Below are 25,073 nucleotides of genomic sequence, written 5' to 3'. Positions count from 1 at the left end.
ATGGTCGAAACCTTGCTGGAAGTCCGCAATCTGAGTAAGACCTTTCGCTATCGCACGGGGCTGTTTCATCGTCAGACTGTCGAAGCGGTTAAGCCGCTGAGTTTTACCCTGCGTGAAAAACAGACGCTGGCGATCATCGGCGAAAACGGCTCCGGCAAATCCACGCTGGCGAAAATGCTTGCCGGCATGGTCGAGCCCACTGCTGGAGAAGTGTTGATTGACGATCATCCTCTGCAGTTTGGCGATTACTCTTTTCGCAGCCAGCGCATCCGCATGATCTTCCAGGATCCGTCTACCTCGCTTAATCCACGCCAGCGCATTTCGCAGATCCTTGATTTCCCTCTGCGTCTGAATACCGAACTGGAGCCAGAGGCGCGCCGCAAGCGTATCTTCGAAACGCTGCGTATGGTTGGGCTGTTACCGGATCACGAAAGCTACTACCCGCATATGCTGGCCCCCGGTCAGAAACAGCGTCTGGGTCTGGCCCGCGCGTTGATTCTGCGCCCGAAAGTGATCGTTGCAGACGAAGCGCTTGCCTCGCTGGATATGTCGATGCGTTCGCAGCTGATTAACCTAATGCTCGAATTACAGGAAAAGCAGGGTATCTCCTACATCTACGTCACCCAGCATCTGGGGATGATGAAGCACATCAGCGATCAGGTAATGGTCATGCACCAGGGGGAAGTCGTCGAGCGCGGCAGCACGGCGGATGTGATGGCCTCCCCGCTTCATGAGCTGACGAAAAGGCTGATTGCCGGGCATTTCGGTGAAGCATTGACCGCCGATGCGTGGAGAAAAGACCGTTAAGCGCGGCGGTAAACACGGATTGCTCCGCTCAAATAAGGATTAAATAGCCTGCGTGCGCTATTTAATCCTTTTATTTTTATCTCCATCCCTGCTCCATATTTTAAGCAATATCCATCAATAGTTCTTCTCCAGAATACCGGGACATTACGGAGGAGAAGAAATGAACACCACCACATATGTTCTAAAATATACGGAGTATCTCATTAGAAAATGCCGTTCATATTTCATGACGGACCTCAATTTTCACACTGCAAAACTCAAAAAGACATCAGGCATAACCCCTGACATTAAATCACCCACTACGTTGAGTGAAAAAATATGTCATCGCCTGGTCTATGACCATAATAATCTCTACACAATGCTTGCCGATAAACTCGCCGTCCGCGAATACGTTGCGTCCAGAACAACGCGAGTAAAAGCGGTGCCTTTGATTGGGGTATACCGCAGGTTTTCGCATATCGATTTTTCAACACTGCCCGATCAATTCGTCCTTAAGTGCAATCATGACAGTGGAAGCACAATAATCTGTACAAACAAAAACCAGTTCAATTACCGGCAGGCCCGAAAAAAGCTCACTCTCGCCTTAAAGAAGAATTTGTATTACACCACGCGCGAGTGGCAGTACAAAAATATTACACCCGTTATACTGTGTGAGCCCTATGTCGATCTTTTCAATAATGCGGACAGGAACAGCACGCCGGAAATGCTGAGAATTCACTGTTTTCACGGCGTCGCACACTATGTTGAGGCCGATTTTACAGATGACCGCGGCAGAGAATTTATCAACGTTTACGACCGACACTGGAATTTACAACCCTTCCAGATGGAATATCCTAATACGCCGGTCGCGCCGGGCGAGCCGAAATTGTTCCGTGAGGCTCTGCTGGCCGCTCAGGAGCTGGCGAAGGGCCTTGACTACTGCCGCGTTGACCTCATGTTGAAAAGCGATGAAATTTACTTCAGTGAAATAACCTTAAGCCCAAAACGGGGCAAACTGCGAATTACCCCTCTGGAATGGGATACAAAGTTAGGCGATATATGGCAGTTGCCGCTATCGGCGGGCAGGCCAGGCTGACCTGCCGCCAGGGCTCAGGCATCGGGCCAGGTCAGTTTGAACAGGGAGTGGTTTTGCTTCGATAGGGTATACGTTACATCGCCACCATGAGCCAGCATGATGGCTTTTACCACCGATAAGCCTAAACCACATCCTTCGGGATTCACATCTCTGGCACCTTTATCCCGCTGGAAAGGTTGAAATAAGAAATCATGAAATTCCCTGGGGATGCCCGGCCCGCCATCCTCAATAAGGATATAATTGCCTTTATCAGAGACGCCATTTTTTACGATGAGTTTTCGCGAAGTTGAATAATGTAATGCGTTGTCAAACAGAACGGCCAGACACTGATTGATGCGCAACGGATCGAACACGCATCGCTGTTCCCTCAACTCTGTTTTAATCACAAACTGATTGTGCTTGAACTCGGGCATGAAAGTATCAAGCGCATCCTGGATTGTGCCTTTGAGGTCCGTTCTGGATTTATACAGCGTATAACCCGCCCCGCCGTCAGAGCTGATCACCCGAAGATCTTCAATCAAACGGGTTAACCCCTCAGTCTGCTTGAGAAGATTATTAAAAAGCAGCGGATCCGGCTCAAAAACGCCGTCAACCAGCCCCTGAAGCCGCCCGCGTAAAATCGTGACCGGGGTTCTCAGCTCATGGGCAATGGCGGCGTTCCAGGATTTCCTCTGAATATCCAGCGTCTGGAGTTTTTCCGCCATTTCATTGAAATCCGTGACCAGATGATTGACCTCTCCCAGACGGGAGCTGGCGCAATAAGCACGGGCATCCAGCTGGCCCTGAGAAATTTTTCTCAGGCTGGACGCTACCGCGTTTAACGGGGTGAGTATTCGTGAAGAAAGTTTTATCGTTAAAAATATCGCGATTATCAGACTGATTGTTGTCGCGGTCCCGATCCACACCCAGTCCCACATCGTCATTTGCTCGTCATCGCCCTCAACGGCACCGCCGGGGAGGTGATCGAGAATAAAAGAGTAAAAAAACCAGGAGCCCAGTACCGCAATGGCAATGATCATAAACGTCAGCAGCAGCATATACGTTAAGATCTGCCGACTCAGGACAGAATCTCTGTTCATTTTTTCTCCCCGAGTCGATAGCCCATCCCCCTGATGCTCTCAGGAACGCCATAAAGGCCTGCAAGCTCCAGCTTTTTACGCAGCTTGCTCATATGGCTGTCTACCGTTCTGTCGAGCGTATCGCCTTCCGGCAGACACGCGTTAAGTAACTCTTCCCGGGAACAGACCTTGCGCGGGTATCTCACCAGGTAAGTAAGAAGTTTAAATTCCGTCGTCGTTAATACTGGGGAGACTACCTCTTCGCCCACGGTGACCTCAACGTAGAAATCGTCCGGGTAGACCGTAATAAAAGGCGTCCTGAGAGGCACGGCACCCGCCTGCTGAAGAGCGGGTCTGGTTCTGCGCAGCACGGCTTCAACCCGCGCGACCACTTCGGAAGGGTTGAAAGGTTTGATGACGTAATCATCCGCGCCAAGCCTAAGCCCCATCAGCTTATCCACGTCCTGATCGAGTGCGGACACCATAATGACGGGCACAGAACTTTCCTGACGGAGCGTCGTGAGTACGCTCCAGCCATCGCATACGGGCAGATGGATATCCAGCAATATAAGATCCGGTTTATGGAGCCGATTAAGCGCTATCGCCTGCTCGCCCTGCCGGGCTCTCAGCGTTTTCATCCCAGAACGCTCTAAGTAACTCATCAGTATATCGGCAATTTCGTTTTCATCTTCAACAACAAGGATTAGAGTATTTTTGTTCATTTTATCTCCGCGGGTGAAATCCCTTTGAGCACGCTATCAGATATCTTTAGCACAATAAGACACAGGCTCCGGGAAAAAGTGCCGTGGCCGCGAAAATTTCCTGAATTAATTTAAGTGCCAGGCAATTTCTCCATACAGCCTACACATTCAGTCAATAAAGACTCGACAATGTCAGTCCACAATAGTTATTCGGAGTTAAACCGTCTTTCGTTTAACGTGGTAAATACCCCTGTCGCTTAAAGGCTTTCTGAATTTGGCTGAGATAATGAGCATGGAACTTTCGAAATACTTCTCTCCTAAAAAAATCGGCATATTTTCTCTCTTCCTGCTGCTATCGTGGGGATTACTTTATACCTGGCTGGTATTGATGCATAAAATGGATGAGAAAGTCGCCGCAACGCTACTCTCTTCCCCCATTATCTATGGCTGCATCGCCTTGTCGGTTGTCTCTCTGATAATACAAAACAAAGCAGGCGCGTTCACTGAATTACTTCTCATCGCCTTCTGGCTGATGGTGATTTTTGTTTATCTCATTATTACGTTCACTGTGCTGCTGAACGCTACGCCAGATTTTAACGATTTGGTGTTTTACTATGAGTGTTATTTAATTCTCTTTTTTGGCGGTTCACCGTTGTACCTCATCGTGAGAATGATTTAAACAACCGTGTTGTTTCGCTCCACACTCTCTCCATAAACCGCCCATGTCCGCTAAACAGGCGAGTTGTAGACTCTCTATCACACCATCTTGAACAAAATAACTCACTGAAATAGTCACGTATCTGGAAGTTAAATTAATGCCTCATTTCTTTATTGAACGTCCCATTTTCGCCTGGGTCGTGGCGCTTTTTATCGTCCTGGCGGGTGTATTGTCTATCCCCCGGCTGCCGGTTGCGCAGTATCCGGCGGTGGCACCGCCTGGGATTATTATTTCTGTCACCTACCCGGGCGCCAGCCCCGATATTATGAATACGTCGGTGGTGTCGTTACTTGAGCGCGAAATATCTGGCGTCGATAATTTGCTTTACTTCGAATCATCCAGTGACACAACCGGTTCTGCGTCTATTACCGTGACGTTTAAGCCCGGCACGGACATCAAGCTGGCGCAGATGGACCTTCAGAACCAGATTAAAATTGTGGAGCCGCGTTTGCCACAGGCGGTCAGGCAAAATGGCATCAACGTCGAGGCGGCCAATTCCGGTTTTTTAATGATGGTGGGGCTGAAGTCCGCAACCGGTAAATTTGAGGAAGCCGATTTAAGCGATTACTTTGCCCGGCATGTCAGCGACGAGCTTCGCCGCGTACCTGGAGTAGGGAAAATTCAGCTGTTTGGTGGCGAAAAAGCGCTGCGCATCTGGCTGGACCCGATGAAGCTTCATAGCTACGGACTTTCGGTGAGCGATGTGCTTACCGCCGTTGGCCAGCAAAATGCCCTGGTTTCGCCCGGCAAAACGGGAGATGAACCGGCATCTGAAGGGCAAGGCGTAACGTATCCGATCACCGTGAAGGGGCAACTCACTTCCGTAGAGGCTTTCAGGAATATTACTCTGAAATCAGAGGCGTCCGGCGCAAGGCTGAAGCTATCCGACGTCGCGCGCATTGAGTCCGGCCTGCAAAGCTACGCTTTCGGTATCCGCGAAAATGGGGTTCCCGCAACGGCTGCGGCAGTCCAGCTATCGCCTGGCGCCAATGCGATGAGCACGGCTGCAGGCGTACGCGCACGCATCGACGAACTTTCTCAGGTGTTGCCGGAAGGAATGACGTTTACGGTTCCCTTCGATACCGCGCCTTTTGTGAAGCTCTCCATCATGAAGGTGGTGCAGACATTTGTGGAAGCGATGGTTCTGGTCTTCCTCGTAATGCTGCTGTTTCTGCATAAGATACGCTGTACGCTTATCCCGGCGATTGTTGCCCCCGTCGCACTGCTTGGCACCTTCACGGTGATGCTATTGAGTGGATACTCCATCAATATTCTGACCATGTTCGGCATGGTTCTGGCGATAGGGATTATCGTAGATGACGCTATTGTGGTCGTGGAGAACGTTGAGCGCCTGATGGAAGAAAAACAACTCTCTCCGCGCGACGCGACCCGGGAGGCCATGAAAGAAATCACGCCGGCAATTATCGGGATCACGCTGGTGCTTACCGCCGTCTTTATTCCCATGGGTTTCGCCGAAGGATCCGTCGGGATTATTTATCGACAATTTTGTATTTCCATGGCGGTATCCATACTGTTGTCGGCATTTCTTGCCCTCACGCTTACCCCCGCGCTATGCGCAACGCTACTTAAGCCTCACAGCGCAGCAAAGCACGTTGGTGGCAGGTTCGCGGCAGGGTTTAACGCCCGCTTTCGTACCCTCACGACGTGGTACGAATCCTGGCTGGGCGCGGTGCTGAGACGTACCGGGCGAATGCTGCTGTTGTATGTTGCGCTATGTGCTGCCCTATGTTTGGGGCTTTCTTCGCTGCCCTCGTCCTTTCTTCCGGATGAAGATCAGGGCTATTTTATGTCCTCAATTCAGCTGCCTTCCGATGCCACAATGCAGCGCACCCTGAGAGTGGTTAAAAAATTTGAAGAGGAAATTGCGGCCCGGCCGGATATTGAAAGCAACATTATGATTCTGGGATTTGGGTTTTCAGGCTCGGGACCGAATTCGGCCATGGCCTTCACCACGCTGAAGGACTGGAAAGATCGGCAGGGTACGACCGCACAGAATGAAGCCGACCATATACAGGCCAGCATGGCTAACGTCTCTGATGCCGTCACGATGAGCCTTCTCCCGCCGGCCATTTCGGATATGGGCACCTCCTCAGGCTTCACCTGGTACGTGCAGGACAGAGCGGGACTGGGCTACGAGGCGTTAAAGAGAGCGGCCGATGCGCTGGTTGTGAAAGCTAATCAATGTCCTGAACTGAGTGACGTGTATATAGACGGTCTGCCGGAAGGAACAAGCCTGGCCCTTCAGATTGACCGGGAAAAAGCGGAAGCGCTGGGCGTCTCATTTGATGAAATCAACCAGACGCTCTCGGTCACCATGGGGTCGAACTACGTTAATGACTACACGAACAAGGGCCGTGTTCAGCAGGTCATTATTCAGGCCGACGCCCCTTACCGCATGCAGCCTGAGCAGATCCTGAAATTATCGGTAAAAAACCGTATGGGGCAGATGGTGCCAGTATCTACGTTTGCGACGCTTTCCTGGAACGTTGCGCCGCAGCAGTTGACGCGTTATCAGGGATATTCTGCTATCCGCATTACCGGCAGTGCGGCCCCGGGCAAATCCAGCGGCACTGCAATGAAAGCCATGGAGACGTTGTCACGGGATTTACCGCAGGGGATGGCCGGCGAGTGGGCCGGTAGCTCATTGCAGGAGAGAAAATCCGAATCTCAGCTCCCGGGTCTGATCGTTCTGTCGATACTGGTCGTGTTCATGGTGCTCGCCGCCCTGTATGAGAGCTGGTCAATTCCCTTTGCGGTCATGCTGGTCGTTCCCCTGGGGCTTATCGGTGCGGTGGTTGCCGTCTCCGTTGCGGGCATGACGAATGATGTTTTCTTTAAGGTCGGTCTTATCACCCTGATAGGCCTGTCCGCCAAGAACGCCATTCTGATTGTCGAGTTTGCAAGGCAGCTCCACCGGGAAGGACAACCCCTGATGGCGGCTACGATACAGGCCGCAAGCCAGCGTCTGCGCCCTATTCTGATGACATCGTTAGCCTTTACGTTAGGCGTGGTGCCATTGATGCTGGCGCGTGGCGCGAGTGACAGCACGCAGCACGCTATCGGCACCGGGGTGTTTGGCGGCATGATCAGCGGCACGCTTCTCGCGATCTTTTTCGTCCCGGTATTCTTTATTGTCGTTGCGCGTTTCGTTGAAAACACCAGGAAAGTGTGAATACCGCTGATGGATCGCGGAACCTTGCTGGTTGGATGAGGCGAAGCTGCTGCCGGGTGATATACTGGACGAATGCTGAAATTTTGAGCCCCCGCCAGCCCGCGCCTCACCTTTTGGGGCATTCCTCTTCGGAGATCGACGAGAAATATCGTGACACAAGGGGCCGTGAGTGGGCTATAATTTCGAGCTAATTTCGAATGATTTTGAAATACTGCCTGTAACGCTATGAATTACAAGGCAAAATAAGCAATGAATATAAGGATTAAAGCTATGGGTTTTCTTTCCGGTAAGCGCATTCTGGTGACTGGCGTTGCCAGCAAACTGTCCATCGCATACGGCATCGCACAGGCAATGCATCGCGAAGGCGCTGAGCTGGCGTTCACCTACCAGAACGACAAGCTGAAAGGCCGTGTTGAAGAGTTTGCCGCGCAGCTGGGTTCCAGCATTGTTCTGGAATGTGACGTTGCACAAGACGAAAGCATCGACGGCATGTTTGCTGAACTGGCAAAAGCATGGCCGAAATTCGACGGTTTCGTTCACTCCATCGGCTTCGCTCCTGGCGACCAGCTGGACGGCGACTACGTGAACGCGGTAACCCGTGATGGCTTTAAAATCGCGCACGACATCAGCTCCTACAGCTTCGTTGCAATGGCGAAATCTTGCCGCGCAATGCTGAACCCGGGCGCAGCGCTGCTGACCCTGTCCTACCTGGGCGCAGAGCGTGCTATCCCTAACTACAACGTTATGGGTCTGGCGAAAGCATCTCTGGAAGCCAACGTGCGCTACATGGCGAACGCAATGGGTCCAGAAGGCGTGCGCGTTAACGCCATCTCTGCTGGCCCTATTCGCACCCTGGCGGCGTCTGGCATCAAAGATTTCCGTAAAATGCTGGCACACTGCGAAGCGGTTACCCCGATTCGTCGTACCGTTACCATTGAAGATGTGGGTAACTCTGCTGCATTCCTGTGCTCTGACCTTTCCGCAGGTATCTCCGGCGAAGTGGTTCACGTTGACGGCGGCTTCAACATCGCTGCAATGAACGAGCTGGAAATTAAATAAGCTGTGGCTCTCTTCCCGCACGGGAAGAGAGCTTTCCCCCTCCGCACTCCCCTTCGTTATTCCGTTCTGCTATTTGTTATCACCTAACAATATTTTTCCCTTTATCTGCCTTACGCCAAGATATTGATCGCCATTTTGAGATCAAGGAACGCCCATGGAACAACGCCGTTTTTCCGGCAAAGGCCACTGGTATCACGAAACCCAGTCTAACCACGCGCAGCCGGAAGTGCTGCCCCTGGTGCCCGAAGCCGCTAACGTCGACGATCGTTTTTTGCTCGATTTAGCCCTGCCAGATGAGATTGTCGCCGCCTGTACCGGCTGGCTCGCTCCTGCCAGATCCTTATGTCACCAGCTGTTCCCGCTCTCACTTCCCGTAAACCGCCTGCGAACGCTTAGCGCCTACGATCGGTTAAGTACCGCGCTGACGGTGGCGCAGGCCTGCGGCGTTCAGCGGCTGTGCAACCACTACGCCGCCCTCCTTGCCCCGCTGCCGGGCCCTGACTCCTCCCGCGAAAGTAACCGACGGCTGGCGCAAATCACGCAGTACGCCCGCCAGCTCGCCAGCTCACCTGACGTCATTGATGATAAGGCGCGAAACCAGCTTGATGAGGTAGGTCTGTCTATCTATGACGTTGTGGTAATTAACCAGATAATCGGCTTTATCGGTTTTCAGGCGCGCGTGGTCGCCGTCTTTCAGGCACTGCTCGGCCATCCCGTCCGCTGGCTGCCGGGCCATCATATTCAGCCGCACACCCTGCCAACGTCCTCCGACGCGTGGATCTCGCTTCTGCCCGTGGTCGAGCTTCGCTATGCCAGTGCACATCAGCTTGAGTCCCTCTCCCGCTGGCAGGCAGAGCCCACGCTTGAGGCGCTGACGCCGGTCCTGTGCCATGAACCGACCTTGCTCGATCTGATGGGGGAGATCCTGATAAACAGCCGGGAAACGGTTTCGCTGCCTCCTCCGGCGCTTTCGGCAGCAGCCGAATTGCTGACACGCTCGCCGGACCGCTTCAGCGCTGCACAATTTACCCCGCTCACGGAAGAAGGACTTACTGCCGTTCAGGCGATCAACCTGCTCAGCCGATGTGCGCTGGAGGGCTGGCTCAATCGACTAAAAGTCGCGTCCGGCAAAGCGGAATAACCACACTCTTTCCCCAAAGAGCGCTTGCTGTAGCAGTGAGAATCGCGTAAAACTGTCAGCCGCTCAATGGCTACGAAAATAGAACATTATGTTTCAGGACAACCCGCTGCTAGCGCAGCTTAAACAGCAACTGCATTCCCAGACGCCGCGTGCAGAAGGGGTCGTGAAAGCCACGGAAAAGGGCTTTGGCTTCCTTGAAGTTGACGCGCAGAAAAGCTACTTCATTCCGCCACCGCAGATGAAGAAAGTGATGCATGGCGATCGCGTCATGGCCGTCATCCATACCGAGAAGGAACGTGAATCCGCCGAGCCGGAAGAACTGATCGAGCCGTTCCTGACCCGCTTTGTGGGCAAAGTGCAGAGAAAGGACGATCGTCTTTCTGTCGTGCCGGATCACCCCCTGCTGAAAGATGCCATTCCCTGCCGCGCCGCCCGCGGCGTTGAGCATGATTTTAAAGAAGGTGACTGGGCCGTGGCAGAAATGCGCCGTCATCCTCTGAAAGGCGACCGCGGTTTCTATGCTGAACTGACCCAGTTCATCACCTTTGGCGACGACCATTTCGTCCCGTGGTGGGTCACGCTGGCGCGCCATAATCTTGAAAAAGAAGCGCCGAACGGCGTGGCAACTGAGATGCAGGACGAAGGCCTGGCGCGCCGCGATCTTACCGCGCTGGAGTTTGTCACCATCGACAGCGCCAGCACAGAAGATATGGACGATGCGCTCTACGCTGAAGAGAGCGCCGATGGCAAACTGCATTTGACCGTCGCCATTGCCGATCCAACCGCCTGGATTGTGGAAGGCAGCAAGCTGGACGAAACGGCGAAAATCCGCGCGTTCACCAACTACCTGCCGGGCTTTAACATCCCGATGCTGCCGCGCGAACTGTCTGACGATCTCTGCTCGCTGCGCCCAAATGAGGTGCGCCCGGTTCTCGCCTGCCGCATGACCATTGCCGCAGATGGCACGATTGAAGACGATATCGAATTCTTTGCCGCCACCATCGAATCCAAAGCCAAGCTGGCCTATGACAATGTCTCCGACTGGCTGGAAAACACCGGCAGCTGGAAACCTGAATCCGATGCTATCGCAGCACAGATTCGTCTGCTGCACCGCATCTGCCTGAACCGCGGCGAGTGGCGCAAGACTCACGCCCTGGTCTTCAAGGATCGCCCGGATTATCGTTTTGTTCTCGGTGAAAAAGGCGAAGTGCTGGATATCGTGGCCGAGCCGCGACGCATTGCTAACCGCATCGTCGAAGAAGCGATGATTTCCGCCAACATCTGTGCCGCGCGCGTGCTGCGCGACAGGCTGGGCTTCGGTATTTACAACGTTCACACCGGATTCGATCCGGCCAATACCGAAGCGCTCGCGGCCCTGCTGAAGAATCACGATGTGCATGTTGATCCGGAAGAAGTGCTGACACTGCCGGGCTTCTGCAAGCTTCGCCGCGAGCTGGACGCTCAGCCGTCCGGTTTCCTGGATAGCCGTATTCGCCGCTTCCAGTCCTTCGCGGAAATCAGCACCGAGCCAGGCCCGCACTTTGGCCTCGGTCTGGAAGCCTACGCCACCTGGACCTCCCCGATCCGTAAGTATGGCGATATGGTTAACCACCGCCTGCTGAAAGCGATTATTAAGGGCGAAACCATTGCCCGTCCTCAGGACGACACGACCCTACAGATGGCCGAGCGACGCCGTCTGAACCGCATGGCGGAACGTGACGTCGGAGACTGGCTATACGCGCGCTTCCTGCAGGATAAAGCCGGTACCGATACCCGCTTCGCGGCAGAAATTATTGATATCAGCCGCGGGGGAATGCGCGTACGTCTGGTGGATAACGGTGCGGTCGCCTTTATCCCTGCCCCGTTCCTGCACGCCGTTCGTGACGAACTGGTCTGCAGTCAGGAAAGCGGCACCGTGCAAATTAAAGGCGAGACGGTTTACAAAGTCACTGACGTGATTGATGTAACTATCGCTGAAGTTCGCATGGAAACCCGCAGTATTATTGCGCGCCCTGTCGCCTGATAACCTGCTCAATTGTCGGTCATTTCCGTTCAGAAAGGCCGACAATTTTCTCCCTGTCTTTCCCCTCGCAAAAGCATCATTTTTCTTACTTTTTCCGCCCCAGCCCGCCCAAAACAGCCATAATTATCTACAGTTAAAGAGTGCTGCCCTGTTCGGCCACGTGGATTTCATACGCTCAGCATTTTTATATGCCTAATGCGTTTTATTATAAAAAAGCTCAGAAAAACAATACTTTCACTGCGGCTTTGCCGCTATTTTCAACGGAAAAGTCGACGACTAATGAATAATTTGTTCGCTAATGCGTCGCGGCGGGAGAAATCATGATCGACGAACTTGAGCAAAATTTGCTGTTTCGTTACATGGGTACTCACAGCCCGTGGTGGCGATTGTCGGCTGACAGCAACGCTCTGCACCTTGCCGCCAGCGAAAATGCTGACGTGACTCAGGAGATCGTACTGGATGATGAACAGGCCGCACAGATCCGTCAGCTAACGGTAATGACCACCAGCATTTCCCTGAACCTCTCTCTTTACGGCGAGCAAGTTCCCGTCCATCTTGTCGGACGCAAAATCACCCGAAACGAGTGGGCCGGAACGGCTTCCGCCTGGAACGATACGCCCTCCGTGGCACGCGATCTGGCTCAGGGACTCTCCTTTGCGGAACAGGTAGTTTCTGAAGCGAATTCCGTCATTGTCATTCTCGATCAAAACGGCAATATCCAGCGCTTTAACCGCCTGAGCGAAGAGTATACCGGTCTGAAAGAACATGAAGTCATTGGTCAAAACGTGTTTGAACTGTTCATGAGCCGCAGCGAAGCGGCAGCCTCGAAGCGCAACATTGCGGGTTTCTTTCGCAACGGCAGCTCCTACGAAGTCGAACGCTGGATTAAAACGCGAAAAGGGCAACGCTTGTTTCTGTTCAGAAATAAATTCGTTCACAGCGGCAGCGGTAAAAATGAAATTTTCCTTATCTGCTCCGGGACCGACATTACCGAAGAACGGCGGGCACAGGAGCGCCTGCGCGTGCTGGCCAATACCGATACCATCACCGGCCTGCCCAACCGCAATGCGATCCATGAGCTGATTTCAGACGCCATCAATAGCCGCGGCGACACGCAGGTTGGCGTGGTGTACCTCGACCTCGATAACTTCAAAAAGGTTAACGATGCCTACGGGCATATGTTCGGCGATCAGCTCCTGCAGGCGGTTGCACTTGCCCTTCTGAGTTGTCTGGATGAGGGGCAGGTTTTAGCGCGGCTCGGCGGCGATGAGTTTATCGTTATGGCCACCAATACCTCTCAGGGCTCGCTGGAAGCGATGGCGTCGCGTATTCTGACCCGCCTGCGCCAGCCGTTCAGAATCGGTCTCATTGAGGTTTACACCGGTTGCTCCCTGGGGATCGCCCTCGCGCCGCAGCACGGGAACGATCGGGAAAGCGTGATTCGCAATGCCGACATCGCCATGTACACCGCCAAGGAGAATGGCCGTGGCAAATTCTGCGTCTTCTCCCCCGAGATGAACCAGCGCGTGTTTGAGTACCTGTGGCTGGACACCAACCTGCGTAAAGCGCTGGATAACGATCAGCTCCTTATCCACTACCAGCCGAAAATGACCTGGCGCGGCGAAGTCCGAAGCCTTGAAGCGCTGGTCCGCTGGCAGTCGCCCGAGCGCGGGCTGATCCCCCCTCTGGAATTTATCTCTTATGCCGAGGAGTCCGGTTTGATTGTGCCGCTGGGTCGCTGGGTGATGCTTGATGTGGTTCGCCAGGTGGCAAAATGGCGTGACAAGGGAATTAACCTGCGCGTGGCCGTGAACGTCTCTGCACGTCAGTTGGCCGACCAGACGATTTTCAGCGAGCTAAAGCAGGCGCTTAAGGATCTGCATTTTGAGTACTGCCCTATCGACGTTGAGTTAACCGAAAGCTGTCTTATCGAAAACGAAGAGCTGGCGCTCTCGGTGATCCAGCAATTCAGTCGGCTCGGGGCACAAATTCATCTGGACGATTTCGGTACCGGCTACTCTTCCCTTTCCCAGCTGGCGCGTTTTCCTATTGATGCCATTAAACTCGATCAGGCTTTTGTCAGAGATATTCACAAGCACTCTGTCTCCCAGTCTCTGGTACGCGCCATTGTCGCAGTGGCGCAGGCGTTAAACCTGCAGGTGATTGCCGAAGGGGTGGAGAACGCAAAAGAAGATGCCTTTCTGACCAAAAACGGCGTCAACGAACGGCAGGGTTTTCTTTTCGCTAAGCCGATGCCCGCTGCCGCATTCGAGCGCTGGCTAAAACGATATCAAGCGCGACAACAACGTTAACGTCATACAGAGGTTCACTTTCGTATAGGTAATTTCGTTATGGCGTTTTTTCCCTTCTCTTTTGAACCTATTTTCTGCATCATTGAAATTATTAACTTTTCGCTCCTGGGGAGAGATGATGTCTACTATTGATCCACAAGCTGTAGCACAACGTATTGATACCGTGCTGGATATCCTGGTGGCGGGTGATTATCACTCTGCAATCCGTAATCTCGAGATCCTGAAGTCTGAACTTCTCGCTCAGGATGGCGCTGACAATGCCCCCGAAAACCGACAGCCTAAAGCGCCGTGGGAAGTCTAAACCCACTGTCTCAGACCTCGTTTCGCTTTATTAATTGGATGCTATGAATTCCCGACAACAACTCATTTTGCAGATGGTCATCGATCAGGGGCGCGTAAGCGTCGTTGAGCTGGCTAAAACCACCGGCGTTTCAGAAGTGACCATCCGTCAGGATCTTAATCTGCTGGAAAAACAGAGCTACCTGCGCCGTGCGCATGGCTATGCCGTGCCGCTGGACAGCGACGACGTTGAGACGCGCATGATGAATAACTACGCGCTTAAACGAGAACTGGCAGAATTTGCCGCATCGCTGGTAAACCCTGGCGAGACGGTCTTTATTGAAAACGGCAGCAGCAACGCTCTTCTGGCACGTACGCTCGCCGAACAAAAAGACGTTACCATCATCACCGTCAGCAGCTATATCGCCCATTTGCTCAAAGAGACGCGCTGTGAGGTGATTTTGCTGGGCGGCATTTACCAGAAAAAAAGTGAGAGCATGGTAGGCCCGCTAACCCGGCAGTATGTCCAGCAGGTTCATTTCAGTAAGGCGTTTATCGGTATTGACGGCTGGCAGCCGGAGACAGGCTTCACCGGCCGGGATATGATGCGATCTGACGTTGTGAATGCCGTTCTGGAAAAAGAGTGTGAAGCCATTGTGCTGACCGACAGCTCTAAATTTGGCGCCGTCCATCCTTACACCATGGGTCCAGCCTCACGCTTTAGCCGCGTAATTACCGACGACAGGTTAAGCGACGAACATCGTAATAAACTGGAAGATGACGGTCTCATTGTCGATATTATAAAAACGCCCGCCTGAGTCCATTTGCGCCCGTATTCCGGGCGCATATGCCCCCTTCGTCTGAGAGGATTCCTATCCATCCTTTAAGAGTTTTTACCTGTTTAACCTGCCGTAAAGTCGTAAAATTAATGTTAGCGATATAACAGGAAGTGACTATCACCTGCGTGATTACGTAACGCCTGCGCGACCAGCTTTCACGGAAAAAAGAATTGAGTATTCATTTTGACTATACTTAATGTGTACATCTTTCCGTGAATCGATAATTCAGGAGAAAGTATTATGACCTTAACCAGCAAAAAATTAGCCGCCGCTGTTCTGGCAATCACTGTAGCAATGTCCCTGAGCGCGTGCTCTAACTGGTCTAAACGTGACCGTAACACCGCAATTGGCGCCGGTGCTGGTGCGCTCGGTGGTGCAGTATTAACGGATGGTAGTACGCTGGGTACATTAGGCGGCGCTGCTGTCGGTGGTATTATCGGTCACCAGGTTGGCAAATAATTATTCTATCAGCCTTCCCGTTAAGGCGATTTAGCATCGCATTTCAGGTCTGACTAACGCACGTATATAACACGAGCCACGGCATTTGCCGTGGCTTATTTATTTTAGCCGCCTGCCAGTTTAACTTTCATGCCTTTGGCTTCAAGGAGCGATTTAATTAAATCGCGTTTATCACCCTGAATTTCGATAATGCCGTCCTTCACGGCGCCGCCGCAGCCACATTTTTTCTTCAACTCTGCTGCCAGCTTGTTCAGCTCCGCATCATCCAGATCAATCCCGGAGATCAGGCAGACCCCCTTTCCTTTTCGCCCGCTGGTCTGACGCTGGATACGAACAATACCGTCACCTTTCGGACGTTCTGCTTTCGTTTTCGGTTCGTCTATGCGCCCGCTTTCCGTCGAGTAGACCAGCCGACTGTTGGAATCAGTCATTGCGCCCCCTTTTTCAGTGATGCGTTGATAGCCTTAAGCGTCTCTGCCGGGTTCGCAGACTGCGTCACCGGCCGGCCGATAACCATGTAGTCAACGCCTGCTGCCAGCGCCTGCTCAGGCGTCATAATGCGTCGCTGATCGCCCACGTCGCTGCCAGCAGGACGAATGCCTGGCGTGACCAGTTTAAAATCTTTGCCCAACTCTGACTTAAAGCGTACCGCTTCCTGCGCGGAGCAAACGACGCCATCGAGACCACAGCTCTGCGTCAGACGCGCGAGACGCTCGGCGTGCCCGGCAGGTGACAACGTCACGCCAAGGTCGCGCAAGTCGCTGTCGTCCATGCTGGTCAGCACGGTAACCGCAATCAGTAATGGCGCATCGTTGCCGAACGGCAGGAGTGCTTCGCGAGCGGCTGTCATCATTCTCGCCCCGCCCGACGCGTGGACGTTGACCATCCATACACCCAGTTCCGCAGCGGCGGCAACCGCGTGCGCCGTGGTGTTCGGGATATCATGGAATTTGAGATCGAGGAAGACATCGAAACCGCGCTGCTGCAGATCGCGGACGATTTGCGGTCCAAACAGCGTGAACATCTCTTTACCAACTTTCAGACGACAATCGCGAGGATCGATACCGTCGACAAAGGCCAGCGCTGCGTCACGCTTATTGTAATCAAGCGCAACAACAACAGGAGAATCCGTAATAACGCGGGAAGTGGAGGAAGTAACAGACGTCATGACCAGCCCTTTTCGTCTATGGGCGCGCAGCGGCGCGGAACAGATAAACGGCCTGCATTCTACCTGCCGTCGCCGCAAATTGACAGAATCCATTTATGCCCCTGCCAGGCCAGCAAGCCGCACGGTGTTGAGAAAGCAGTAAAAGCCATCAGTATGTTGTAACTAAAATGAAGGCTTTTAAAAAAATTACTGCCCATCCAGGCCGCGAATTGGCTTGATGGTGGACCAGGCCCGGCAGGACGGACAATGCCAGTAGAGCGTGTAGGCGGTAAAACCACACTTCTGGCAACGGTAGCGCGGCTTGCTGCGCACCTGCTCGCCAACCATGTCGCGCAGCACCATCAGGCTCTCTTTCGCGCGCCCTTCTTCCGCATCGTTCAGATGGTAGTCCATCAGCTTGTGGAATACGCGCATCGTGGGATGACGCTGCAGCTGACGGGTAATATAAACCTGTGCGGTGTCGCTCCCCTCATACTGCTCAACCACGTCAGAGAGCATCAGCTCAGCGGTCGCGCCGGTATTCTCTTCCACGCAACGACGCAGAAATGCCACCCACTCTTCCTGCTTGTCCAGCTGTTGATAGCAGGTTTGCAGCATTTCAAGCGTTTCGCTGACCAGCTCTTTGTCCTGGTCAATCACCCGCATCAGGCTTTCAACGGCTTTAGCGTAGTCGCCGCTGGCCATAAAAACGCGCCCCATCATGATAGAGATACGCGCGCTATTGCGGTCCGCGGCGGCGCCTTTCTTGAGTAACGCCATGGCTTTGTCCATGTCGTCGTTGCCCATCTGCTGAAGGGCAAGCTCGCAGTAGAAATGCGCAATTTCAACGCGCTGCTTGTCTTTGCCCAGCTTCACCAGACGCTCGGCCGTATCAATGGCTTTCTGCCAGTCGCTGGTGGCCTGGTAAATCTGCAGTAACTGCTGCAACGCGCCGATACGGAAATCCGTTTCATCCACCAGCTGTGTGAACATATCTTCAGCGCGATCGTATAGCCCCGCGGCCATATAGTCTCGGCCCAGCTGTTGTACCGCCAGGAGACGTTGTTCGTAGGTCAGGGAGGCGCTTTCCATCAGGGTCTGGTGGATACGGATAGCGCGGTCAACCTCGCCACGCGAGCGGAACAGGTTACCGAGAGTGAGGTGGGCTTCGACGGTCCCCGTATCCTCTTTAAGCATATCGAGGAACAGGTCTACCGCTTTGTCCTGCTGATTGCTCAGGAGGAAGTTCACCCCCGCAACGTAGTCGCGGGAGAGTCGGTTAGCCTCATCCTGTTTCGTTTGTTGCGCACTTCTGCGGCCCATATACCAGCCATAGGCTGCGGCTACAGGCAAAAGCAGAAACAACAACTCCAGCATAGTCGATTATTCCTTCACGACCGGCACACCTGAACTTTCCGGCATGTCGGACGCAGGCGCAATGTGCTGTTCAAGTCGTTTAATTTTACGTTCAGCGCGCGCAAGAGAAACACGAACTTTCAACCAGAAAAGACCGCAAACCAGCCAGCCGATGGCAAAGCCTGCAGCAAATAAGACCGCCAGCAGGCTGGAGACCCGATACTCACCCTGCGCCAGCAGATAGTTAAACGTCACCTGTTGATCGTTTTGTGCACCCAATGTGACTGAAATGACAAAAATCGCCAATACCAGTAAGAAAATGAGTAAATATTTCACATTACTTCCCGTTATGTGGTTCAAGCGAATAAAGTGTGTTCAACTCACCGCAATCAGCCTTATAAACTACCATTTTAGCGACGGGCGCGAAACGGAAAAAGTAACGCGCACGTCATGGATTTATGGGCAAAATGCACAATATCAACCGTCAGGCGTCGCTTTGCTCCCTTTCGGCGATCTCTTCTTTCTCTTCAGGTGGTGGCGTGAGCGGGCCGCAGAACCTTTCTGCAAGCCAGGTTGCCAGCGTCACCAGCATCCAGGAGATCAGCGTAGCGACCACCAGATCCCGCGGCCAGTGCATTCCCAGCAGCAAGCGGCTGCCCATCACCCCTGTCGCCCAAACCAGTAAAATCGCGATGGTCATGGTGCGACGTCGAGGCCAAAGCAGCCCAACGCCCAGCAACGCCCAACTGGCTGCAAACATCGTATGGCCGGAAGGAAACGCGAATCCCGTCTCTTTTTGCCAGTGCTTACGCAGGAACTTTGGAATATCTTCCTGTTCCGCAAGCTGTTCTTTCACCAGCGCGCCGCGATCTTTACGCTTTAAATTGTAGAACTCATCCACCGGAACATGGTGCGCTTTTTCCAGCCAGACGACAAAAGGTCTTGGCTCCTGAACATGATCCTTCACCCAGGACTTCACGCCCTGTCCAATAACGATCGCGCCACCGAGGATAGCAAAGAGCATCAACGCCGCGCGCAGTCGAAAGCGCAGGCACCACAAGAACCAGCCGCAGAGGATAACGTGGGTAATAATTCCCCACGGCTGCGTGACCGTCTCCGTTACCCAGTATAACGTTTTCAGCCACGTGGCATTCTGCCCCGGCTGCCACATCCAGCCGGAGACCCACACGGCCAAAGGCATAATCAGTAAAATGGCCGCGCCTGCTGCCGTACGTCTGGCGATTGAAAGCATGTCTTCTCCTTTTTCGCTAAGCCTCACAATCATAACTGAAATTCATTCGATGGGTGGATATGTCGGATCGTGCGTTTAACGTTCATATAGCATGGCGCCCATTAGGCGAACGTGCTGAGCTTGTGGCAAAATGGACAAATACAGAAAGCAAAACAGGCGCAAGGCACGAAACGTGTCAGCCTACTCTGGAGAATCACATGCAGCTTAAACGTGTGGCAGAAGCCAAACTGCCAACCCCCTGGGGCGATTTCCTGATGGTGGGGTTTGAAGAACTGGCAACCGGACAGGATCATGTCGCGCTGGTCTACGGCGACATTTCAGGGCAGACGCCGGTGCTGTCCCGTGTCCATTCGGAGTGTCTGACCGGCGACGCGTTGTTCAGCCTGCGCTGTGATTGCGGTTTCCAGCTCGAAGCTGCCCTTACCCATATTGCCGAAGAAGGCCGCGGCGTGCTGCTCTATCACCGTCAGGAAGGTCGTAACATTGGTCTGCTGAATAAAATCCGCGCTTACGCGCTGCAGGACCAGGGCTACGATACGGTGGAAGCCAACCACCAGCTCGGTTTTGCCGCCGATGAACGTGATTTCACCCTCTGCGCCGATATGTTCAAGCTGCTGGGCGTGGACGAGGTTCGCCTGCTGACCAATAATCCCAAAAAGGTGGAAATCCTCACCGAAGCCGGGATCAACATCGTCGAGCGCGTACCGCTGATTGTCGGCCGCAACCCGAAAAATGCCCACTATCTCGATACCAAGGCGGCTAAAATGGGACATCTTCTGAAAGAGTGAAAGTAAAAAGCCCGGCACAGATGCCGGGCTTTTTTTATCAATCCAGCATTTTACGAATCACATAATGTAAAATGCCGTCGTTCTGGTAGTAGGTCAGTTCGGTTGCCGTATCAATACGACACCGGCATTCCAGTACCTCGCTTTTCCCGTCTGCTCGCGTAAGCTTCACCGGCACCGTTTTGCCCGGCTGCAGGTTTTGCAGGCCGCTAATATCAATCTGCTCTTCCCCCGTCAGGCCCAGCGTTTTGCGCGTGACGCCCTGCGGGAACTCAAGCGGCAGGATCCCCATGCCAATCAGGTTCGAGCGGTGAATACGTTCAAACGACTCGGCGATGACCACGCGAACGCCAAGCAGTCGCGGACCTTTCGCCGCCCAGTCACGACTGGAGCCGGAACCGTACTCTTTCCCGGCGATCACCGCCAGCGGCGTACCTTCCTGCTGATATTTGACGGCTGCGTCATAAATCGACACGACTTCCGTCCCCGGAAGATGGCGCGTCATCCCCCCTTCCACGCCCGGAACCATTTCGTTACGAATGCGGATGTTGGCAAACGTCCCGCGCATCATTACTTCATGGTTACCGCGGCGCGATCCGTAGGAGTTAAAATCGCGGCGCTCCACGCCCCGGCTTTGCAGATAACGGCCCGCCGGGCTGTCGGCTTTGATGCTCCCCGCCGGAGAGATATGGTCAGTGGTGACGGAATCCCCCAGCATCGCCAGTATGCGCGCCCCGTGAATATCCTGAAGCGGTGCAGGCTCGGCCAGCATTTCATCAAAGAACGGCGACAGGCGGATATAGGTGGAATCGTCCTGCCAGTCATAGGTGTCCGAGCCCACAACGTTGATGGCTTTCCATTCCGGCGTGCCTTCAAACACTTCTGCATACTCTTTGCGGAACATCTCGGTGGAGACCTTTTCAACGGCCATCGCAATTTCACGTGAGGACGGCCAGATATCTTTCAGATAGACCGGCTCATTCTTGCGGTCGTGACCAATAGGATCGGTAGCCAGGTTGATATTCATGTTCCCGGCGAGCGCGTAGGCCACCACCAGCGGCGGCGAAGCGAGCCAGTTGGTTTTCACCAGCGGATGAATACGTCCTTCAAAGTTACGGTTACCGGAAAGGACTGCGCCAACCGTCAGATCGCCCTGCTTGATCGCCGTTTCAATAGGTTCAGGCAGCGGGCCAGAGTTACCGATGCAGGTGGTACAGCCATAGCCCACGAGGTTAAAGCCCAGCTCATCAAGATAAGGCGTTAGCCTGGCCTGCGCCAGGTAATCCGAGACCACTTTGGAGCCCGGTGCCAGGGAGGCTTTTACCCAGGGCTGTGGTTTCAGCCCCAGCTCAACCGCTTTTTTAGCCAGCAAGCCGGCAGCCATTAATACGCTGGGGTTTGAGGTGTTGGTGCAGGAGGTAATGGCGGCTATGACAACCGCGCCGTCCGGGAGCTGATACTGATGTCCGTTCAGAACATAGTCGATTGGGCGATGGTCCTTCTTCGCCACGTTAACTTCCAGCTCATTGCTTGCGGCAAACGCTTTTGGCACGTCGCTTAACGCTACGCGATCCTGCGGACGTTTCGGACCGGCGAGGCTCGCCTCAACGCTTCCCATGTCAAGCGCAAGCGTGCTGGTAAATACCGGCTCATCCCCCGGATTGCGCCACATGCCCTGCGCTTTGGTATACGCCTCCACCAGCGCCACCTGCTCTTCGCTGCGTCCGCTCAGGCGCATGTACTCCAGCGTGACGTCATCAATGGGGAAAAATCCGCAGGTTGCGCCATATTCTGGCGCCATGTTGGCGATGGTCGCGCGGTCAGCCAGCGGCAGCGAATCCAGCCCGTCACCGTAAAATTCAACAAATTTTCCCACCACACCATGCTTACGCAGCATCTGGGTAACGGTGAGCACCAGATCGGTGGCGGTAATGCCTTCAGACAGCTTCCCGGTGAGCTTAAAGCCCACAACATCAGGGATAAGCATGGAGACCGGCTGACCGAGCATGGCGGCTTCCGCTTCGATACCGCCGACACCCCAGCCCAGCACGCCGAGGCCGTTAATCATGGTGGTGTGGGAATCTGTACCCACCAGCGTGTCCGGATAAGCCACCCACTCTTTGTCCTGCAATTCACTCCAGACGGCTTTACCGAGATATTCAAGGTTAACCTGGTGACAAATACCGGTGCCGGGTGGAACCACGCTAAAGCGGCTGAACGCCTGCTGACCCCACTTCAGGAAGACGTAACGCTCGTGATTTCGCTCCATCTCGAGACGCACGTTCTCGCCAAAGGCATCGTCATCACCGAAGTGGTCAACGGTTACGGAGTGGTCAATCACGAGGTCGACGGGTGAAAGCGGGTTCACTTTAGCCGTATCGCCGCCGAGGCGTTTAACCGCCTCACGCATGGCGGCGAGATCCACCACGGCAGGAACGCCGGTGAAGTCCTGCATCAGGACCCTTGCCGGGCGGTAGGCAATTTCTCTGTCGGCATGGGCATTCTTAAGCCACCCTGCCAGCGCCTGAATATCGTCGAGGGTCACGGAGTCACCGTCCTGCCAGCGCAAGAGATTTTCCAGCAAAACTTTCAAAGACTTGGGTAAACGCGAAATATCCCCAAGCGTTCTGGCAGCCAGCGGCAGGCTATAGTAGTGCCAGGTTTTATTTTCTGCCTGTAACGTGTCCTTACTGGCTTCGCGTAGGGTTAACGACATAAGCTCCTCCTTAATTACAGAGATGTCCTGACAATCATCAGGGCCGTAATTAAAGATAACACAAAGATGTCGTAACGTTTTGATAACAACCCAAATTGATAAATTTAGGAATGGTCCAGAGGAGGGTAAAACAAAAAACCCCGCCGCAGCGAGGTTTTATGATTTAGTGGACGGCCAGCCAGATGAGCTGACTCCAGAACAGAATCGACAGGGTAAAAACGCCGATCCATGACCAGTATTTTTGAGACATCATGTTATTCTTCATAGGGACACCAGGCATTATTTATTAAACATTCCGAGGCAGGTCCTCGTGCTATATTGCTGATGTGTATTTATTAAAGAGTACAAAGGCGCATAGTCATTATTCAGACTAACTGCATCATTACGCAATAAACTAAATTATTGTTTTTTGGGTTCGTCTTCCGCGAACACATCAATAAAAGCCTGCTGCTGCGGCGTCAGTTTCCAGGATGCTGGCACTGCTGTTGCAGGCGCTTTGCGTCCCTTGTGAACAGTGTCATGATGCTGACACATCCGCTTTGCCGTTTCTGTACGTACCGTCACTGCCATATTCAACCCCAATATTTCCAGGCCAGGAGAGCAACCATCACCCAGAACAGGGCGGAAACGAGAAAGACCGCCAGCCAGGCTTTACGCTTGAGCGCAGGATCCCTTTGCGGTTCTTCACTTCCTGAAGGCATTGCTAACCTCATACAATCGATATCGCTTATCATTTAGGACCAAACAATTGGTACAATTAATCATCTGTTGAGATAAATCCTAAAGAAACTTTAGCCGAAAAGCCAGTGAATTTACGCATCAAGAGGCATGAAATATTCAATCTTTTGACCAGAAATAAATATTTGAAAAGAAAAATTTGCGTAGCCGTTAATTAGTTTCTATTTTTGTCGCCAATTCACGACATTAAAGCCACACAAATTAAAAGGATAATGACAATATATGTCAGGGGAAGTGCAGATGATGATAATTCTAATTTAGCTTTAAGCCGATATTTCGGTATCTTTCCCTCAGGGAAAGATACCGGGTGTGATTATTTTTCGGGGAGTTTGATATCTTTAAACATCTCTTCGATATCTTCATTTGATCGTAATGCCACGGCGGTATCCACCACGTCACGCGTTAAATGCGGTGCAAAGCGCTGAATAAAATCATACATATAGCTTCGCAGGAAGGTACTGCGGCGGAAGCCAATTTTTGTCGTGCTGTGGCTGAAAATATCATGCGCATCAAGACGCACCAGGTCAGGGTCTGACACCGGGTCGACCGCCATGCTGGCGATCACCCCTACCCCCAGGCCAAGCCGTACATAGGTCTTTATGACGTCGGCATCGGTGGCAGTAAAGACAATCCGCGGCGTTAACCCGGCCCGGTTGAAGGCGGTATCAAGCTCAGATCGTCCGGTGAAGCCAAACGTGTAGGTGACCAGAGGATATTGCGCCAGCTCTTCGATTGACACCGACCCTTTGCCCGCCAGCGGATGATCCGGGGTCACCACAATGGAGCGGTTCCAGTGATAGCACGGCAGCATGACCAGATCGTCATAGAGATGGAGCGCTTCCGTCGCGATGGCAAAATCTGCATTGCCCTTCGACACCGCCTCCGCAATTTGCGTCGGCGATCCCTGGTGCATATGCAGGGAGACGCGCGGATAACGCTCGATAAAGCCCTTGATAACGCCCGGTAGCGCATAGCGCGCCTGGGTGTGCGTCGTGGCAATATACAGCGAGCCTTTATCCGGCCAGGTATGTTCCCCCGCCACAGACTTAATCGCATCGACTTTGGAAAGGACTTCCCGCGCAATACGGATGATTTCCTGCCCCGCTGGCGTCACCTGCGTAAGGTGCTTACCACTGCGGGCGAAAATCTGAATACCTAATTCATCCTCCAGCATGCGAACCTGCTTGCTGATGCCCGGTTGCGAGGTATATAGCCCCTCGGCGGTGGAAGAGACATTAAGGTTGTGATTCACCACCTCAACGATATAACGAAGCTGTTGTAATTTCATGCCAGACCATCCGATTTAGCGCACGCGGTCAATCGCTTAAGACGATTTGATAATAAAAAAAGGGTTAACTATAACCACTATATCACTTATAGCCTGACTGTATAGTACGGAACAAAAAATAATAATA

General features: G+C 53.2%; 24 protein-coding genes. 12 read left to right on the top strand and 12 right to left on the bottom strand.

The genetic code is table 11. From position 1 onward, the window contains the following. Entirely contained in the window at positions 1 to 807 is an 807-nt protein-coding gene (gene sapF, locus INF77_RS13405) for a putrescine export ABC transporter ATP-binding protein SapF (RefSeq protein ID WP_028013385.1), read from the top strand. Between the two features lie 160 nt (positions 808 to 967). Then, positions 968 to 1,882, top strand: coding sequence for an ATP-grasp fold amidoligase family protein (locus INF77_RS13400; RefSeq protein ID WP_063154353.1), 915 nt, complete (start codon positions 968 to 970; stop codon positions 1,880 to 1,882). Between the two features lie 14 nt (positions 1,883 to 1,896). Here the strand turns inward: INF77_RS13400 and INF77_RS13395 are convergent, their stop codons facing one another. Both INF77_RS13395 and INF77_RS13390 read right to left on the bottom strand, forming a co-directional pair. Beyond that, entirely contained in the window at positions 1,897 to 2,961 is a 1,065-nt protein-coding gene (locus tag INF77_RS13395) for an ATP-binding protein (RefSeq protein ID WP_048956161.1), read from the bottom strand. Then, positions 2,958 to 3,662: a response regulator gene (locus tag INF77_RS13390; RefSeq protein ID WP_028013388.1), complete on the bottom strand. Its 705-nt coding sequence runs from the start codon at positions 3,660 to 3,662 to the stop codon at positions 2,958 to 2,960. Before INF77_RS13390 ends, INF77_RS13395 begins: the two co-directional genes overlap by 4 nt. A gap of 271 nt (positions 3,663 to 3,933) precedes the next feature. Here INF77_RS13390 and INF77_RS13385 point away from each other — a divergent pair, with 271 nt between their 5' ends. The 9 genes from INF77_RS13385 (at position 3,934) to osmB (ending at position 15,664) form a co-directional block, all read left to right on the top strand. Then, on the top strand, positions 3,934 to 4,320 hold the full coding sequence (locus INF77_RS13385) for a hypothetical protein (protein WP_049001146.1): 387 nt from the start codon (positions 3,934 to 3,936) through the stop codon (positions 4,318 to 4,320). Positions 4,321 to 4,456: 136 nt separating this feature from the next. Then, positions 4,457 to 7,552, top strand: a complete 3,096-nt coding sequence (locus tag INF77_RS13380; RefSeq protein WP_193532751.1) for a multidrug efflux RND transporter permease subunit — start codon at positions 4,457 to 4,459, stop codon at positions 7,550 to 7,552. A gap of 270 nt (positions 7,553 to 7,822) precedes the next feature. Continuing rightward, positions 7,823 to 8,611, top strand: a complete 789-nt coding sequence (fabI, locus tag INF77_RS13375; protein ID WP_003856831.1) for an enoyl-ACP reductase FabI — start codon at positions 7,823 to 7,825, stop codon at positions 8,609 to 8,611. Between the two features lie 154 nt (positions 8,612 to 8,765). Beyond that, positions 8,766 to 9,752 carry a CMD domain-containing protein gene (locus tag INF77_RS13370; protein ID WP_193532752.1) on the top strand — a complete coding sequence of 329 codons (987 nt, stop codon included), beginning with the start codon at positions 8,766 to 8,768 and terminating at the stop codon, positions 9,750 to 9,752. 88 nt (positions 9,753 to 9,840) lie between these two features. After that, on the top strand, positions 9,841 to 11,775 hold the full coding sequence (locus INF77_RS13365; RefSeq protein WP_045260657.1) for an exoribonuclease II: 1,935 nt from the start codon (positions 9,841 to 9,843) through the stop codon (positions 11,773 to 11,775). Between the two features lie 320 nt (positions 11,776 to 12,095). Next, positions 12,096 to 14,087 (top strand): cyclic di-GMP phosphodiesterase, encoded by a 1,992-nt coding sequence (gene pdeR / locus INF77_RS13360; RefSeq protein WP_028013393.1) that lies wholly within the window; start codon positions 12,096 to 12,098, stop codon positions 14,085 to 14,087. 118 nt (positions 14,088 to 14,205) lie between these two features. Further along, positions 14,206 to 14,388 carry a hypothetical protein gene (locus tag INF77_RS13355; RefSeq protein WP_041909652.1) on the top strand — a complete coding sequence of 61 codons (183 nt, stop codon included), beginning with the start codon at positions 14,206 to 14,208 and terminating at the stop codon, positions 14,386 to 14,388. Positions 14,389 to 14,431: 43 nt separating this feature from the next. Further along, on the top strand, positions 14,432 to 15,184 hold the full coding sequence (locus tag INF77_RS13350) for a DNA-binding transcriptional regulator YciT (protein ID WP_048959155.1): 753 nt from the start codon (positions 14,432 to 14,434) through the stop codon (positions 15,182 to 15,184). 261 nt (positions 15,185 to 15,445) lie between these two features. After that, complete coding sequence (gene osmB / locus INF77_RS13345) at positions 15,446 to 15,664, top strand: osmotically-inducible lipoprotein OsmB (protein WP_008501216.1); 219 nt, start codon at positions 15,446 to 15,448, stop codon at positions 15,662 to 15,664. 104 nt (positions 15,665 to 15,768) lie between these two features. Here osmB and yciH read toward each other — a convergent pair whose 3' ends face one another. The 5 genes from yciH to pgpB all read right to left on the bottom strand — a co-directional run bounded on the left by yciH (position 15,769) and on the right by pgpB (position 19,419). After that, positions 15,769 to 16,095 (bottom strand): stress response translation initiation inhibitor YciH, encoded by a 327-nt coding sequence (gene yciH / locus INF77_RS13340; RefSeq protein WP_045630534.1) that lies wholly within the window; start codon positions 16,093 to 16,095, stop codon positions 15,769 to 15,771. Beyond that, positions 16,092 to 16,832: an orotidine-5'-phosphate decarboxylase gene (gene pyrF / locus INF77_RS13335; protein ID WP_045260660.1), complete on the bottom strand. Its 741-nt coding sequence runs from the start codon at positions 16,830 to 16,832 to the stop codon at positions 16,092 to 16,094. The genes yciH and pyrF overlap by 4 nt, the downstream gene beginning before the upstream one ends. Before the next feature lie 186 nt (positions 16,833 to 17,018). Then, positions 17,019 to 18,188, bottom strand: a complete 1,170-nt coding sequence (gene lapB, locus INF77_RS13330) for a lipopolysaccharide assembly protein LapB (protein ID WP_041909646.1) — start codon at positions 18,186 to 18,188, stop codon at positions 17,019 to 17,021. A 6-nt stretch (positions 18,189 to 18,194) separates the two neighbouring features. After that, entirely contained in the window at positions 18,195 to 18,503 is a 309-nt protein-coding gene (locus tag INF77_RS13325; RefSeq protein WP_028013399.1) for a LapA family protein, read from the bottom strand. Between the two features lie 148 nt (positions 18,504 to 18,651). Continuing rightward, a complete protein-coding gene (pgpB, locus tag INF77_RS13320) occupies positions 18,652 to 19,419 on the bottom strand; it encodes a phosphatidylglycerophosphatase B (protein ID WP_116339495.1) in 768 nt (255 codons plus the stop codon). Between the two features lie 197 nt (positions 19,420 to 19,616). On the opposite strand from pgpB, the gene ribA reads away from it, so the two are divergent. After that, positions 19,617 to 20,207 carry a GTP cyclohydrolase II gene (ribA, locus tag INF77_RS13315; RefSeq protein ID WP_028013401.1) on the top strand — a complete coding sequence of 197 codons (591 nt, stop codon included), beginning with the start codon at positions 19,617 to 19,619 and terminating at the stop codon, positions 20,205 to 20,207. Between the two features lie 37 nt (positions 20,208 to 20,244). Here ribA and acnA read toward each other — a convergent pair whose 3' ends face one another. The 5 genes from acnA to cysB all read right to left on the bottom strand — a co-directional run bounded on the left by acnA (position 20,245) and on the right by cysB (position 24,946). Further along, positions 20,245 to 22,920 (bottom strand): aconitate hydratase AcnA, encoded by a 2,676-nt coding sequence (gene acnA, locus INF77_RS13310; RefSeq protein WP_028013402.1) that lies wholly within the window; start codon positions 22,918 to 22,920, stop codon positions 20,245 to 20,247. Between the two features lie 163 nt (positions 22,921 to 23,083). Then, positions 23,084 to 23,185, bottom strand: a complete 102-nt coding sequence (gene ymiC, locus INF77_RS23245) for a small membrane protein YmiC (RefSeq protein ID WP_227413997.1) — start codon at positions 23,183 to 23,185, stop codon at positions 23,084 to 23,086. Between the two features lie 134 nt (positions 23,186 to 23,319). Then, a complete protein-coding gene (locus INF77_RS13305) occupies positions 23,320 to 23,490 on the bottom strand; it encodes a hypothetical protein (RefSeq protein WP_032644881.1) in 171 nt (56 codons plus the stop codon). A 2-nt stretch (positions 23,491 to 23,492) separates the two neighbouring features. Next, positions 23,493 to 23,633 carry a YmiA family putative membrane protein gene (locus tag INF77_RS13300; protein WP_213743510.1) on the bottom strand — a complete coding sequence of 47 codons (141 nt, stop codon included), beginning with the start codon at positions 23,631 to 23,633 and terminating at the stop codon, positions 23,493 to 23,495. A gap of 338 nt (positions 23,634 to 23,971) precedes the next feature. Beyond that, on the bottom strand, positions 23,972 to 24,946 hold the full coding sequence (cysB, locus tag INF77_RS13295) for an HTH-type transcriptional regulator CysB (protein WP_028013403.1): 975 nt from the start codon (positions 24,944 to 24,946) through the stop codon (positions 23,972 to 23,974). Positions 24,947 to 25,073: the final 127 nt, after the last annotated feature.

Origin of the sequence: Enterobacter cloacae complex sp. P1B (genome assembly GCF_014982345.1) — a bacterium.
Classification (GTDB): Bacteria; Pseudomonadota; Gammaproteobacteria; order Enterobacterales; family Enterobacteriaceae; genus Enterobacter; species Enterobacter bugandensis.
Note: the sequence above shows the minus strand (reverse complement) of the source record. Positions and strands in the feature narration are given on the sequence as shown.